Annotated in this window: 11 protein-coding genes; 3 read left to right on the top strand and 8 right to left on the bottom strand. The window is 69.7% G+C overall.

The window, feature by feature from the left end; genetic code table 11:
- Positions 1 to 364 precede the first annotated feature (364 nt).
- The gene (locus tag FDZ84_RS16600) at positions 365 to 1,246 is read left to right on the top strand and encodes a DNA recombination protein RmuC (protein WP_371812896.1); all 882 of its coding nucleotides are present in this window, start codon (positions 365 to 367) and stop codon (positions 1,244 to 1,246) included.
- A gap of 18 nt (positions 1,247 to 1,264) precedes the next feature.
- Here FDZ84_RS16600 and FDZ84_RS16595 read toward each other — a convergent pair whose 3' ends face one another.
- The 4 genes from FDZ84_RS16595 to FDZ84_RS16580 form a co-directional block, all read right to left on the bottom strand.
- Positions 1,265 to 2,203, bottom strand: coding sequence for an alpha/beta hydrolase (locus FDZ84_RS16595; protein WP_168586658.1), 939 nt, complete (start codon positions 2,201 to 2,203; stop codon positions 1,265 to 1,267).
- A gap of 80 nt (positions 2,204 to 2,283) precedes the next feature.
- Positions 2,284 to 3,780 carry an FGGY-family carbohydrate kinase gene (locus FDZ84_RS16590; RefSeq protein ID WP_168586657.1) on the bottom strand — a complete coding sequence of 499 codons (1,497 nt, stop codon included), beginning with the start codon at positions 3,778 to 3,780 and terminating at the stop codon, positions 2,284 to 2,286.
- A 226-nt stretch (positions 3,781 to 4,006) separates the two neighbouring features.
- Positions 4,007 to 5,422 carry an L-fucose/L-arabinose isomerase family protein gene (locus FDZ84_RS16585; RefSeq protein ID WP_168586656.1) on the bottom strand — a complete coding sequence of 472 codons (1,416 nt, stop codon included), beginning with the start codon at positions 5,420 to 5,422 and terminating at the stop codon, positions 4,007 to 4,009.
- A 14-nt stretch (positions 5,423 to 5,436) separates the two neighbouring features.
- Positions 5,437 to 5,580: a hypothetical protein gene (locus tag FDZ84_RS16580; RefSeq protein ID WP_168586655.1), complete on the bottom strand. Its 144-nt coding sequence runs from the start codon at positions 5,578 to 5,580 to the stop codon at positions 5,437 to 5,439.
- A gap of 89 nt (positions 5,581 to 5,669) precedes the next feature.
- On the opposite strand from FDZ84_RS16580, the gene FDZ84_RS16575 reads away from it, so the two are divergent.
- A complete protein-coding gene (locus tag FDZ84_RS16575) occupies positions 5,670 to 6,665 on the top strand; it encodes a LacI family DNA-binding transcriptional regulator (protein ID WP_168586654.1) in 996 nt (331 codons plus the stop codon).
- Between the two features lie 104 nt (positions 6,666 to 6,769).
- Here FDZ84_RS16575 and FDZ84_RS40365 read toward each other — a convergent pair whose 3' ends face one another.
- From FDZ84_RS40365 to FDZ84_RS16555, 4 genes are all read right to left on the bottom strand, one after another.
- Positions 6,770 to 9,154, bottom strand: a complete 2,385-nt coding sequence (locus tag FDZ84_RS40365; RefSeq protein ID WP_168586653.1) for a DUF2961 domain-containing protein — start codon at positions 9,152 to 9,154, stop codon at positions 6,770 to 6,772.
- 413 nt (positions 9,155 to 9,567) lie between these two features.
- Positions 9,568 to 10,572, bottom strand: a complete 1,005-nt coding sequence (locus FDZ84_RS16565) for a substrate-binding domain-containing protein (RefSeq protein ID WP_168586652.1) — start codon at positions 10,570 to 10,572, stop codon at positions 9,568 to 9,570.
- Positions 10,573 to 10,596: 24 nt separating this feature from the next.
- The gene (locus tag FDZ84_RS16560; protein ID WP_168586651.1) at positions 10,597 to 11,640 is read right to left on the bottom strand and encodes an ABC transporter permease; all 1,044 of its coding nucleotides are present in this window, start codon (positions 11,638 to 11,640) and stop codon (positions 10,597 to 10,599) included.
- A complete protein-coding gene (locus FDZ84_RS16555; protein WP_168586650.1) occupies positions 11,637 to 13,229 on the bottom strand; it encodes a sugar ABC transporter ATP-binding protein in 1,593 nt (530 codons plus the stop codon). The genes FDZ84_RS16560 and FDZ84_RS16555 overlap by 4 nt, the downstream gene beginning before the upstream one ends.
- A 329-nt stretch (positions 13,230 to 13,558) precedes the next feature.
- On the opposite strand from FDZ84_RS16555, the gene FDZ84_RS16550 reads away from it, so the two are divergent.
- Positions 13,559 to 14,356, top strand: a complete 798-nt coding sequence (locus tag FDZ84_RS16550) for a DUF6542 domain-containing protein (protein WP_168586649.1) — start codon at positions 13,559 to 13,561, stop codon at positions 14,354 to 14,356.
- Positions 14,357 to 14,440: the final 84 nt, after the last annotated feature.

Genomic DNA, 14,440 nt, shown 5'->3' with positions numbered 1-14,440 from the left:
GTGTCGCCCACCAGGAGCCCGTTTCCGCAGGTCGTCACCCGCGACCGCGTTGGACTGCCGCAACAACCCAACGGACCCACACCCACACCCACACCCACATCCCCGACCAGCGGAAACACCCGAACTAGCCGCAATTTCCATTGAAATCGAATGTCCAATTTCAATGGAAATTGCGGTCCAACCTGGCGGATCGGACGGATCCGGCATCCGGTGTCGTGTTCGCGGCGTGGCTGTGCGTGATGTTGTCAGGTGCGTCGGCCATCATTTGAGCTGCCACGGCCACTACCGGACGGAGCTCGTGTTGGGTACCGGCGTCCTGATCACCATCGTCGTCGTGCTGACGCTGCTGTTCGCGGCTGCGCTGATGCTGATCTGGCGACTGTACGCGGACAGCGCACGTCGCACCGACGAAGCGCTGCGCATGGTCGAGACCGAACGCTCCCGCACCGCTGAGCAGCAGGCGGCTCTGCGGCGCTACGAAGTGGCGTTCGCCTCCATCACCGGTCGCGGCGAGCTCGGCGAGCAGGTCCTCGTGGAGACCGCGCGGTCGCTGGGGCTGCGCGAAGGCATCCACTTCACGCTGCAGACCGACCTCGCCGGCGGCGGCTCCGCGCGCCCGGACATGGTGCTGGCCGTCGGCGGCGGCCGGCAGGTCCCGGTGGACGCCAAGGCGAGCCTCGCCGTGTGGGCCGAGGCGATGGAGACCGACGACCCGGACGAACGCACCGACGCGCTGCGGGTGCACGTCCGAAACATCCGCTCCCGCGCCACCGAGCTCGCGGGCAAGGGCTACCAGAAGTGGGCCGACGCGATCTACGGGTCGATCATGTTCGTGCCGTCCGACGCCGCCGTGATCGCCGCCCTGGACACCGACCCGCAGCTGCTCACCTGGCTGCTCGGCAAGCGGGTTTTCCTTTGCGGACCAACGGGATTCGCCGTTCTTGCGTCGGCGTCGATGTTCGCCGCGACGGAACGCACGATCGCCGAGGACATCGAGCAGGTGCGCTCTCAGGCGGTCCGCGCCCAGCGCGCCGCGTCCAACGCGGTGGAAGCGGTGAACCTCTCCAGCACACACCTGCAGCGCTTCGTCTCGGCCCGCCGCCGCGAACTCGACGCGCTGGAGTCCTTCCGGAGCACGGTGCAGCCGCTGGCCGAGGCCGCGGGCTCGGGCGACGTCGGCGCCATCCGGCACGACGAAGAAGGGCTGGTCAACGGCGTCCCCGAACACACTCCCAACGGGGCGTGACGGACCGCCGCTGGTGGTTCAGACGTGGGTTTCGACGAAGGCCGCGACGGTGTCGACTATCAGGGTGTTGTGCGGGCCCTTGCCGAAGCCGTGGTCCAGGCCCTCGTAGGGGTGCAGTTCCGCCGGCACCCCCAGCCTGCGCAGGTCCCGGGCCAGGTCGAGGCTCTGGTCGATCGGGACCAGCGAGTCCGCCGTGCCCTGCTGGATGAGGAACGGCGGCTCGTCACCGGAGATGTTCTTGATCGGACTCGCCGACTCGGCCTTCCCCGGGCACTCCACCGGCATGCACCCGAGCAGTTGCCGGACGACCTTGCTCGCGTACTCCTGCATCTGCGGGTGCGCCACCTGCGCCTCGGCGCTCATGTCAACCGGCCCGAACCAATCCACCACCGCCCGGATCCCGGTCAGCCCGCCGCCCGGCTTCTCCGGATCTCCGGCCTCCGCGCCCAGCTGCGACACCAGGTGACCGCCCGCCGAGGCGCCCCACAGCCCGATCCGGTCGGCGTCCAACCGCCACCGCCCGGCGCGCTGCTGCAGCCAGCGCACGGCGTCGGCGACGTCGACCACCTGCGCCGGGTACTGCGCCACACCGGTCAGCCGGTAGTCCACTGTGGCCACTGCGTAGCCGCGTTCCAAGAGGCGCTGGGCGGTCAACGATTCCGGCGCGCCGGAGTCGGCGTCCAGCGTGCGAACCCCGGCGTCCCAGCCGCCGCCGTGCACGTACACGATCAGCGGGGTCGGCGTCTCGCGCTGCTCGGGGAGGTACAGGTCGAGCTTCAGCGCGCCGGTATCGTGCTCCGCGTAGACCAGGTCACGCTGCACGCTGGCCGCGCCGAGATCGCGGGTGGCGACATCGGACGGTCGCGCTTCGTCGGCATCCGATTCGCGCGAGCACCCGGCCGCGACCACCGCCACCAGGGCGAGACAGACCGCTAAGACACGCCGAGTCACCGCCATCGGCCCCGCGCCTCCCCGATCTCGTTACGGCTCACCCGAATGCCTGAGCTTAACAAGGTCAGTGGCACTGCATTCAGTGATCAGTCGCGGTCCGCGGCGCGCTGCTCACCTGCCAGGAAGTGCGCGATCCGCACCGTGGAGTCGTAGAGGTCCCGGTAGTGCCGGAAGAACTCGTCGTAACGCTCCGTGTGCTCGGGGTTCGGCCGGACGGTCCGCGTCACCGGGTTCCAGGCCTCCGGCTCGACGGCCGTGCCGGTGCCGAGGCCCGCAAGCAGCGCGTTGCCGTACGCCGCACCGACCGTCTCGGCCGGGATCTGCTGCTCCTGACCGGTGATGTCGGAGACGATCTGGGTCCACAGCCCGCCCTGGGTGCCGCCGCCGACGGCGACCAGCCGCCGGGCCGTGCCGCCCGCTTCGGCCATCGCCGCGAGGTTGTGGCGGACCCCGAAGCCGATGCCCTCCAGCGCGGCCCGGTACAGCTCGGCCCGGCCGTGGCTGGTGGTGAGCCCGGCGAGGACGCCGCGCGCGTCCGGGTCGAAGATCGGCGTCCGCTCGCCCGCGAAGTACGGCAGCAGCAACAACCCGCGGCTGCCCGCCGGCACCTTGCTCGCCTCCTCGACGAGCTGGGCGAAATCTCCGTCGACGAGGCCCCGCAGCCACTGGGTGACCGCGCCCGACGTCGCCATCCCGGCGGCCAGCGTGTACGTGTCCGGGAACGCCCCGCAGGTGCCCCAGAGCGCCGGGTGCGGTCGCACGTCCGTCAGCACCTGGACGAAGAACATCGTGCTGCCGTACATCAACATCACGTCGCCCGGCTCCCGCACGCCGACGCTGGTCGCCTCGGCCCACGCGTCCACGGTGCCCGCGGTGACGGGGAGACCTTCCGGCAGCCCGGTTTCGGCCGCTGCCTGCGTGGTGACCCGCCCGACGACCTCGGTCGGCCAGGCCAGCTCCGGCAGCGGCAGCCCCGGCGCGACCCGCTGCGCCCAGTCCGCCGACCAGTCGCGGGCCTGCAGGTCGTAGAGCGGATCGCATTGGCTGGCCGAGTGGTGGTCGAGCACGTACCGGCCGGTCAGCCGGTGCACCAGGTAGGAGCTGCACATCAGCAGCATCTCGGTGCGCTGGTAGACCTCCGGCTCGTGCTTGGCCAGCCAGCGGATCTTCGGCCCGACGGCCTGGCTGGACAGCGCCGAGCCGCCCCGGCGCAGGATCTCGTCCGCCCCGAACTCCCCGGTGAGCTCCGCGATCTCCTCGGTCGCGCGGGTGTCCACGCCGTAGAGGATGGCCGGCCGGAGGGGTTTGCCATCGCCGTCGGCGGGCAGCAGCACGGGGCCGATGCCGCTGACACCGAGCCCGGCGATCTCCCGGCCCTCGGCGGCGGGCACCAACTCCCGGGTCAGTTCCACGAAGTCCGCCCACCATACCGATTCCGCGTCGTGCTCCACCCAGCCAGGATGCGGGTAGGAGGTCTCGTGCGGCCGGCTGGCGCGGGCGAGGATCCGCCCGTCGGTGCTGACCAGCACCCCCTTCGAACTCGCCGTGCCGATGTCGATCCCGAGCAACACCTTCTCGGCCACCTGCGCGATCCTCCTCACCAACTCGAAACCCGGAACACCAGCGATCGCCGACCGCACCACGCCCGAGGTGTCCCGACGCGGTCGGGTATGCGATTTCAATGGAAATCGAAGGTCCGATTTCCATTGAAATTGCGGAAGTTGTCCACAACCTCCGGCGTGTCGTGGTCAGACACGCCGGAGATCCGCAACTTCCATTGAAATCGCACTGGACCGGACCGGGATGCTGTCAGCCCCTGGTCCACTCGTCGAGGCGGACGTTCAGCTGGTCCGCCACGGCGCGCAGGGCGGCGCGGTGGTCTCCCGGGACCGCGTGGATGTGGTTAGCGCCGAACTTCGACAGGAACAGCTCTCCCGGCGCATCCAGCCGTGCGAAGGCGTGCGGCCACTCCGGCGTGGACTGGTCAATCAGCTTCTGGTTGGTCGCGTCGTCGTAGCTCTCGAACTCGCCGAGCATCAGCTGCAGCCGGTACTCGCCGTCCTCGCGGGTCAACCGGCCCAGCGTCATCTTCCCCGGCGCCGCGATGTGCTGCACCGACGCGCCCCCGGCCGGGAAGAAGAACACCTCCGGGTAGAAGTTGACCTTCGCCAGGTTCTCCGCCGGGTCGTCGCTGCGGGCGGCGTACCAGGTGGCGTGCTGGCCGGAGTTGCACAGGTCCCAGATGTCCCGGTCACCGTGGTAGTGCCGCACGTCGGCGAACAGCACCGGGGTGCCGGCCACCGCCTTGAACAGCTGCATGGTGAGCGCGCCGTCCATGTCCGCCTCGGTGGCGCAGACGTGCGTTTCCTTCGGCCCGTTCCAGTCGTACGGGTCGTTCAGGAACGCCTCGGTGACGTCCATCGTCGCGAAGTTCTCGGTCAGCTCCGGCTGCGCCTTGATGCCGGAGAAGTCCAGGTTGCGTTCCGCGATGATGTCCCGGATCGCCAGATAGGACCGGATCTGCCGCTCCAGCAGCTCCGGCGTCAGCTTCTTGCCGTCGTAGTGCACCCCGGCGGCGTGCTGCTCGATCCACTCGCGCGCTTTCTTGGCCTCGGCGGCGTCCGCCTTCTCGGCGCGCAGGACCAGCTCGTACTGGTCGATCTCCTCAACGTCGATGCCGAACTTGCGCATCCACTGATCGGTGTTAGCGACTGCGGTGTTCATGCCCATCGGCCGCCCGCCGAACCGGCCGAACGTCGAACCGTGCAGCGACTGCACCGCGGCGGCGGCCTTGGCGTGCACGCCGATCTTCCCGACCAGTTCGGCGTCGTCCGGGGCCCCCCAGGCCCGCGTGTGGCGGCGGCCGATCTGGTCCAGCGCACCGCCTGCGGCGAGCATGCCGACGAGCCCCGGTTCGGTCGGGTCGGTGCTGGCCACCAGTACCAGCGGGCTGCGGGTGGCGTCGGCGGCGAGCATGGTGAAGTGCGGGAACGCCCACACCGAGTAGTAGAAGACGGTGACGTCCACGTCCGCCGCGGCCACCCTTCGGGAGACCGAGGTGGCGAGCACGTTGGTGGCGACCAGGTCGTCACCGACCACCACGTCGTGCCCGGCCGCGCGCAGCGACCGGACCAGCGAGTCCTGTTTGGACTGGATGAAGTCCGCGTTCCGGGCGTGGACGTGGTCACGACCGTCGGAAATGCTGACGACACCGATGCGAGCCACAGTTCCTCCCAAGTTCACTGACAGGCGGTGTTGACTGCTGCGGAACCGGTGGTGGGGGGCGCGTCGGTGGCGCCGTCCGGTGCGCCACCGGTGAACTCCCTGCGGATCGCCTGACCGGGAAAGCTCGTCACCCAGTTGCCGATGAGACCGGTGAGCAATCGTTTACCCGGACGCTATTCTGGCGGGACGCGGACTGTCAAGGCAGGTGGACCGCCATCACTCGGGTAGAGGGCACGAGGAGGAAACCGTGGCGACGATCAGCGATGTGGCGACCCGCGCCGGGGTGTCCACTGCGACGGTTTCGCGTGCGCTCAACGGCAAGAGCACCGTCGATCCGGCGCTGGCCGCGCGGGTGCTCGCCGCCGCGGCCGCGCTCGGGTACCGGCCCAACGGCCCGGCCCGCAACCTGCGCAAACAGAAGACCGCGGTGCTGGCCTTGATCATCTCCGACGTGGAGAACCCGTTCTTCACCGCGATCGCCCGCGGCGTCGAGGACGTGGCGCACGCCGCGGGCTACTCGGTGGTTCTGTGCAACTCCGACGACGAGCCGGACAAGGAGCGCGAGTACATCGACGTCGCCCTGCAGGAACGGGTGGCCGGGGTGCTGCTGTCGCCGACCGGCCGCGGAGACAGCGCCGAACTGCTCAGCCGCAACAGCACGCCGGTGGTGGCGGTGGACCGTCCGCTGCCGAACTCCCCCGGCGACACGGTGCTGGTCGACAGCAGGCTCGCCGCCAAGGAAGCGACGCTGCACCTGGCCGCGCAGGGCTACCAGCGGATCGGCTGCCTCACCGGCCCCAGCGGCGTGCTGACCGCGGACGACCGCCTCACCGGATACCGCGACGGCCTGCGCGCGGCGAAGCTCCCGGCACCGGCGGGGCTGGCGCGGCGCTCGGAGTTCAAGGCCGCCGGGGCGAAGCAAGCCGCGCGACCGCTGCTGACCCAGGACGACCCGCCGGACGCGGTCCTGGTCGCCAACAGCATGATGGCGGTCGGCGTGCTGGAGACGTGCGCCGAGCTGGGCCTGCGGCCCGGCCGGGACATCGGCGTGGTGGCCTTCGACGACGCGCCCTGGGCGACGCTGCTCGACCCGCCGCTGACGGTCGTCGCCCAGCCCGCCTACGACATGGGCGCGGTGGCCGCCCAACTGCTGCTGGACCGGATCAGCGGGGAACACACCGATACGACCATCACCACGCTGTCGGCCCACCTCGTCATCCGAGGCAGCAGCACCCGCCCCTGACGGCGCGAAGCGGACGGCCCGTTCACCTCACTAGACGGCACGAACAGGCCGTTCGCCTCGACCAGACGGAGGGGTGAATGGTCCGTTCGCTCACGTGGTCGGGATCAGTCGTTGCGCTGGTGCTGGCGGATGACGCCGTCTACCACCTGCTGGATGTCCGACGGCTGCTCGCCGTCGTCCTGCCCGGTGGTGTCCGGGGTGCCCGCCTCCGACGTGCCGGACTCCGACGGGGCGGTCGAGGCCGGCGGGGCGCTGGGTCGGGTTTCCGGCGCCGACGGCGGGGCGCTGGGTCGGGTTTCCGGCACCGACGGCGGGGCGCTGGGTCGGGTTTCCGGTGGCTGCGTCGGCAGCGGCGAGGCGGTGGGCAGCTGACGTCCCTGGACGCGCCCGCCGTACCAGTACGTCGTCGAACTGTAGATGCCCGGCTCGTCGTTGACCGGCCCGTGTTCGATCCCCGCGCGCAAGCCGGTGCGGAACGGCACCGCGTCGTTGACCATGATCCGGTACGCACCGGTGCAGTCGTACTGGCAGCCGTCGTTGCCGATCTCGTGCGACGGGTTGCCGTTCTGCGGCATCGAGAACGTCGTGCCGTCCCGGAAGTACCACCCTGACTCGTAGAAGTCCTCGGTGCCGGTCCCGTGCCACGCCGGTTCCGCGGACCCGTCGACGTAGAACCGCTCGTCGCCCTCCAGGTAGTTGCGCTGGTTGACCGCAAGGGTCTGGAGGGAGTGCGGCTGGTTGTTGCGCGGCGCCGCGCCCGGTGGGATCAGGCCGCGCATGGTGTGCGTGACCCCGTAGAAGGTGCCCGCGCCCTGGGCGTCCAGGAACGTCCAGTCCTGGCCCGGCACGGTTTGCGCCTGGCGGTGGGTGGCGTGGAAGTACCCGGTGTTGCCGTCCACCTGCGCCGGCGCGCTGGTCACCTCGGCGATCGCCCCGGTGATCGGCACACCGCCGCTGTTGACCACCTCGACCACGGCGTTCTTCGCGAACGGCATCGGCCACCAGGACGTGTACCAGCCGTCGAGCCCGGGGTCGACCGAGCTCATCAGGGTGCGCACGTCGTACTCGCCGAGGCCGGTGCCGAAGAACTCGCCGATCGGGGCGTCCACAGTGGTCTGTCCGTCGAAGCTGATGCGGAGCCGGGCGGTGGCCAGCAGCTTGTCGGAGGCCGCGACCCGGCCGGGGTCGCTGGGGTAGCGGCCGGTGAGCTTGGACCGGGCGAAGACCTGGTTGTCGATGCGGTAGCCGTGCGCGCGCTGTTCGCCGGGGTGCGCCGGACCGAGGTCGAGCACGTCGGTGCGCACCCACTCGCCGCCCACCCGGCTGTGCACGTCGTAGCGGAACTCGTTGACGTCCAGCGAGGACGACACGAAGCGGTTGGCGATCTCCACCTGCGACTTCCCGGCGGTCACCGCGGCAGGCACCTCGATGATCTCCACGCCCCACTGGCCGGGGCGGGCCGGCCCGCTGCGCCACTGGCCGACCGGCCGGCCGTCCACGAAGACGTCGGCGACCTGGTCGGCGATCTGCGCGTCGTGCCGCCGGATCAGCCGGATGCCCTGGTTGTTCGGGTCGACCCGCATGGTGAACCGGCTGCCGCCGGCCTGCCCGTACGCGTAGCCGTCGTCGACCACCTGCGGGCTGGCCGCCACCTGGGGCAGCCGCACCCGGAGCTGGGAGATCTGCTGCGGCCCGGCGAGTTCGGCGATCGTGGTCGAGGCGCCGGGTGCGAGGTCGAACTCCCGGCGGGTCGGGGTGGCACCGGCGGCGGCGGGCTTCGGGTCGGCGACGCCGAAGCGGTGCAGCCGGTCGAGCACGTCGGTGGCGGGGTCGTTGCGCTTGAAGGTCTGCACGCCGTCCGCGTTGGGGAAGACGCGGTAGTCGACGTGGTAGAAGTACGGGTTGTGCTGCACCGTCACCCGCATCCCCTTGCGGTACGGCATCGGCACCTTGATGGAAACCCCGCCGGACGCGTCGTCGGCGTTGGCCACCAGCGGCCATGAGAACGGTGCGCCGATCCGCCCGCTGACCACGTCGATCAGCGGCGCGTCCAGCACCACCCGGCCGTCGAGTTCGACCACGATGTTGCCCGTCGCGGTCACATCGCCCCAGGGTTCGCGGGTGGACCAGATGGACGAGATCTCACCGGCACCGTCGTGTTCGGCGATCACGCAACCGCGGTCGCTGATCCGGATGCACGAGTAGGTGCCATGGAACCCGTCGTTGTTCCCGCCGGTCCGGTCGTAGCTGGAGAACTGGAACGACTGCTCGGCCCCGCGTAGTTGCGCCATCGCGCCGAGGTTGCGGTAGGTGTCCCAACCGACCGGTCCCCTGGATGCCGTCGGCGGCTGCGCGCTCGCGCGAACGGAACTGAAACCGGCGTCCGCGACGACGGCGGCGGCCGCCAGCGAAGCGATTCCGAGGTAGGCACCGAGCCGGCGGGCGCGCCAACGACCATTTCCCGGCGGCGTTGCAGAGCGGTCTCTCATCGTGCTCGCCCCTCTCCGCACACCACTGTCCGTTGTGGACTGTGGTGGCGCTGTATCCGATGGTGATGCGCGATTGGATGGTTTCGTCCGGCTCCGGGTGAAAGATCACTCGCGCAACGAGCGGAGCGTAAGAAAGAGCTCCCCGGGAAGCCAACCAATAGGAGTGGTGTCTAAGAATCCGCGACGTGAATTCACTCAATAAGATGGTTGCCGGGCCAGCGGGCTCCGACAACCACCATCCAGGTGTATTGGGTCTTTTCGGCCAAACGAGGCGACAGCAACAGAAACGGTCCGGGAACGCAACTATCCACAATAGATGCGAAAACTCATCATTATTTGCATGCATGGGACAGCGAGTGGTCGTGGCCGCTCGAAGCGACCACGACCACTCGCTAAGTGCCGGCGAATTCGGTTCAGCCCTGGTTCAACCGGGCGTAGACCTCCGCGGCGTTGTCCTTGGTGACCAGCGCGGTCTCCAGGGTCTGCGTCTTGGGCACCGGCTGGCAGTCGATCAGCAGCTTCTTGGCCGCCTCGACCGCTTCCGCACCGCCGGTCGGGTAGAGGTTGGTGGCCTGCAACCGGCCGTCTTCGACCGCCTTGATGCCGCCGGACGGGATGGGCAGCCCGTCGATGCCGACGAACTTCAGGTCGTTGCGGCCCGCCGCCTGGGCGGCCAGGTAAGCGCCCTCGGCCATCGGGTCGTTCTGCGCGTAGACCGCCTTGATGTCGGGGTTCGCCTTGAGCAGCGCGTCCATCTTCTGCTGGCCGACCGACCGCTCCCACTCGCCGTCGGCGGTGGCCGCGATCTCGATCTTCGAGCCTTGGATGCCTTCCTTGAAGCCCTGTTCCCGCTCCGCGGCCGGGGTCGAGCCGGACAGGCCCTTGATCTGCACGATCTTTCCGCCATCCGGCAGCAGCGCGTTCTTGAAGTACTCGCCCGCCTGCCGACCGATCTGCACGTTGTCCGCGCCGACGTAGGTGGTGAAGGCCTCCCCGTCGACCTTCCGGTCCAGCACCACGACCGGGATTCCCTTGTTGTAAGCCTTCTTCACCACGTCGGTCAGCGGCGCCGCCTCGTTCGGCGAGATCATCAGCAGGTCGACCTGCTTGGTCAGGAAGTTCTCCACGTCGCTGATCTGCTTGGAATTGTCCTTGGCCGCGTCCGAGAACTGGACGTCGAACTGCGGCACCTTCGCCGCGGCCTTGCGGATGTCGTCGTCCATCCGGACCCGGTACGGCTCGGCGAGGTTGGCCTGGCTCATGCCGATGGCGTACTTCTCGTTCGGGCCCTTGCAGTTCTTGGTCGGGTCCTGGTTCTGCACCTGCCCGGTGTTCTCGCTGGTCGTACCGCAACCGGCGGCTGCGAAGGCGGCCGTGGCGCACGTGACCGCGATCAAGGACTTCGTCGTCTTGCGCATCGTGCTTCCTCCTGACTGAAGGTTTCAGGACGTGGGACGCAGGCGCTGCAACGCCGCCGCGGCGACGATGACCAGGCCCTTGATCAGGAGTTGCAGGTCGGTGTTGACGCTGTTAAGGCTGAGGATGTTGTTGAGGATGCCGAGCAGCAGGGCGCCGGCGATGGTGCCGATCACCGAGCCCCGGCCCCCGGCCAGGCTGGTGCCGCCGACCACCACCGCGGCGATTCCGTCGAGCTCGTAGGCGATTCCGTCGTTCGGGCTCCCCGCGTTCAGCTGACCGGCGTGCACGATGCCCGCCAGCGCGGCGCAGAACCCGGCGATGCCGAAGGCGATGATCTTGACCCGGTTCACCGGCACGCCGGACAACCGCGCGGCCTTCTCGTTGCCTCCGATGGCGTAGAGATGCCGGGAATAGGCGCTCCCGCGCAGGAACAGGATCGCGACGATCGCGACCACGGCGAAGATCAGGGCCGGAATCGGCACCACACCACCGAAAGTCCGCTCCCCGAGCAGGGAGAACAGCATCGGCGCCTGGCCGGGCCCGTCGCCGTAGGAGATCTGCACCGTCTCGCCGCCGGACCACATGCGCGCCAGGCCGCGCGCGATCTGCAACCCCGCCAAGGTGACGATGAAGGCCTGCACGCCGAGCAGCGCGACGGCGGTGCCCTGCAGCAGGCCGAAGGCGATGCCCGCGAGCAGCACCAGCGCGACCGTGGTCCACACGCCGAAGCCGTCCTCGACCATCAGCACGGCCGACCCCACCGCGGCCAACCCGAGCACCGAGCCGACCGACAGGTCGATGCCGCCGATCAGGATCACGAAGGTCAGACCGACCGCGATGATCCCGATCTCCGACACCGCGCGCACGATGTTGAACAGGTTGTCGCTGGTGAGGAACAGGATCTGGCCGTCGTTGCGGGGCGAGAAGATCACCGCCGCCATGAACACCGTGACCAGCCCGAAGAAGCTCTGGAACCGGAACAGCGTCTCGACGACGTTCGCCCGCTTCGCCGGAGCCGCCACTCCCCCACCGGATTCCGCGGGCCGTTGCTCCGTCTGGTTGCTCACCGCGCACCTCCCCCAGTGCTCTGCCGCCCGGTACCGACCACTGGCCCGGACCCGCCGGCCGCCACGCTCTCGCCCATGGCTGCCGCCAGCAATTCCGCTTCACCGACCTCGGTGGTGTCGAATTCGGCCACGCTGCGCCCGGCGCGCAGCACCACCACGCGGTGGCACACGCCGACCAGCTCGGGCAGTTCCGAGGACGCCAGCAGCACCCCGATGCCGCGCCCGGCGATCTCGCCGAGCAGCTGGTAGATCTCGGACTTCGCGCCGATGTCCACGCCTCGGGTTGGATCGTCCAGCAGCAGCAAACGCGGCTCCGTCAACAACATCCGGCCGAAGACGACCTTCTGCTGGTTGCCGCCGGAGAGGGTGCCCACCGGGTCGAGGATCCGGCCGAGCTTGACCTTGAGCTGCTGCACGCTGCGCTCGGTGGCGGATACCTCGGCGCGGCGGCGCACCAGCCCGGCCACGCCGAGCCGGTCCAGCACCGAGAGAACCGTGTTGGCCAGCACCGAATGGTCGAGCACCAGCCCCGAACTCCTGCGGTCCTCCGGCACGAAGGCGATGCCCGCTCGCAGCGCCCGGTGCGGACCCCTCGGCCGCACCGGATGCCCGCCCAGCGACACCTCCCCCTCCCACGTGCCGGAGGACCCCGCCCCGAACAGCGATTCCAGCAGTTCGGTGCGACCTGAGCCGAGCAACCCGCACAGCCCGACGATCTCCCCGCTGCGCACGGTCAGATCGATCCCATCGGGTTCCCGGCGCCCCACCCGCGGCCGGCGCGGGCGGACAGCGAATCCGGACACGGTCAGCAGCTCGTCGCCGACGGCACCTCGCTCGGCCCGGAACATCGTCTGCACCGACCGGCCCACCATCGCCTCCGCGGCCTGCTCCGCGGTCAGCTTCCGGGCGTCGAACTCGGCAGCCTTGCGGCCATTGCGCAGCACGGTGGCGCGGTCGGCGACCTGGCCGATCTCGTCCATCCGGTGCGAGATGTAGACGATCCCGGTGCCGCCACGGCGCAACTCGGTGATCACCGCGAACAACCGCTCCACCTCGGTGCTGGACAGCGCCGACGTCGGCTCGTCCATGATCAGCACCTTCGCGTCCAACGAAAGGGCGCGGGCGATGGTCACCAGCTGCTGCTCGCCGATGCGCAGCTCGCCGACCGGCCGCAGCGGATCCAGGTCGATTCCGGTGCGCCGCAGCAGTTCCCGGGTGCGCGAGGCCATCTTCCGGCGGTCCACCACGCCGAACCGGTTGCGCAGCTCGCGACCCAGGTAGAGGTTCTCGGCGACGCTCAGCCCGGGCACGAGGTCCAGCTCCTGGTGGATCATCGCGATCCCGGCGTGCTGCGCGTCGGCCGGCTTGCCGAACTGCACCGGACGACCCTCGATCGAGATCGACCCGGAGTGATCGACGACGTCCCCGGAGAGCACCTTCATCAGCGTGCTCTTGCCCGCGCCGTTCTCCCCGAGCAACGCGTGCACCTCACCGGCGCGGATCGTCAGGTCCACGCCGTCGCACGCCAGCACACCCCCGTAACGCTTCGTGACGCCGGTCATCTCGACCAGCGGTGGCGCCGTGCTCATAGGACCCCCGTCACGCCGCTTCGAGAATCGTGAGAAAACGATTGCCCGGACGCTAAAATGGTCACGCTACTTGTGTCAAGGTTCACACCCCTGGCCAAGTGACAGGGCATCCATTCGGCTGCAGGAACGTCACACAGCGATCACGCCTTCCGGCCGCAGCGGTAACCCAACGTGCAGTAACCGGCAAGTTCCGGAAGAGGCTCTCGGCCCGGGGTACTGGACCGTTACCGTTGGGACTCGTGACCGCGATCCGCGATAGCCAGAGCGCCCCACCCCCCAGCAACGGCGCCTCCCAGTGGTCGACACGCTCCGCCTTCGGAGGCAACGGCATGCCGCTCTGGGGAGCCGTGCTGCTGGCTGCCGTCCCGACCGCGATCGGAACAGTCGTCGACATCCTGATCTGGACGCAGCCCGACATCCTGTTCAAGGCCTGCTTCTTCGTCGGGTGCGTGCTGGCCGTGCTGCTGGTGAAACGTCGGAGCGTGTTCGGGCCGATGGTCCAACCGCCGCTCGTGCTCACGATCGTCATGCCGCTGCTGGTGCTGATCACCGGCAGCGGGGTGGCCGCCGGTGGTGGGATCACCGCCAAGGCGCTCGCCATCGCCCGACCGCTGATCAGCAGCTTCCCGATTATGGCGGGTGCAACCATCGTCGCCCTGGGCATCGGCCTGGTCCGCATGTTCGTTATCCAGAAGGCCCGGCCCCGCCCCGAGATCTCCGACAGCGACGAGGCCGCCAAGAAGCGCCGCCGCCCCACCCCGCCCCGCAAGACGCCGGCGGAGGACGCCGCCAAAAAGCGGCGACCGGAGGAGCGGGATCGGGAGCGCGGTAGGAAACCCCGCGTCGAACCCGCAGGACGCCCGCAGCGAGCCCAAGCGGAGCGCGGGCGGGCCCAAGCTCCCGGGAGGGCGCGCAGCGGCGACACGCCCAACAAGGCGAGGGGCGACGCGCCCGGCAGGGCGCGCGGAGCAGCCGAGCCGCGGCCGGAGCGAGACGGCCGCGCGGTGCCGCCGCGGCGGGGCTCAGCCCCGCGGCAGGCGCCCGGGCGGCCGCGAGCGGCGGAGCCGCCGCAGGGAGAGCCGCCCCGGCGACCCCGTCGGCCGCGACGGGACGAGCGGTTCGGGTAGGCGCAGCCTGGCGCGACGGGCGGGCCGTGAGCGTTTTCAGGCGTTATCGCACCCAGAAGCACTCACGGCTTTTCCGTCAGTCGC

It is taken from the genome of Saccharopolyspora sp. ASAGF58, assembly GCF_012277335.1.
In the GTDB taxonomy this organism is placed as follows: domain Bacteria; phylum Actinomycetota; class Actinomycetes; order Mycobacteriales; family Pseudonocardiaceae; genus Saccharopolyspora; species Saccharopolyspora hattusasensis.
Note: the sequence above shows the minus strand (reverse complement) of the source record. Positions and strands in the feature narration are given on the sequence as shown.

Bases quoted from the DNA above. Each gene is read 5' to 3' on its own strand.
- FDZ84_RS16595 (WP_168586658.1), bottom strand. From the start codon at position 2,203: ATGGCGGTGACTCGGCGTGTCTTAGCGGTCTGTCTCGCCCTGGTGGCG.
- FDZ84_RS40365 (WP_168586653.1), bottom strand. From the start codon at position 9,154: ATGAGAGACCGCTCTGCAACGCCGCCGGGAAATGGTCGTTGGCGCGCC.
- FDZ84_RS16555 (WP_168586650.1), bottom strand. From the start codon at position 13,229: ATGAGCACGGCGCCACCGCTGGTCGAGATGACCGGCGTCACGAAGCGT.
- FDZ84_RS16565 (WP_168586652.1), bottom strand. From the start codon at position 10,572: ATGCGCAAGACGACGAAGTCCTTGATCGCGGTCACGTGCGCCACGGCC.
- FDZ84_RS16550 (WP_168586649.1), top strand. From the start codon at position 13,559: ATGCCGCTCTGGGGAGCCGTGCTGCTGGCTGCCGTCCCGACCGCGATC.
- FDZ84_RS16600 (WP_371812896.1), top strand. From the start codon at position 365: ATGCTGATCTGGCGACTGTACGCGGACAGCGCACGTCGCACCGACGAA.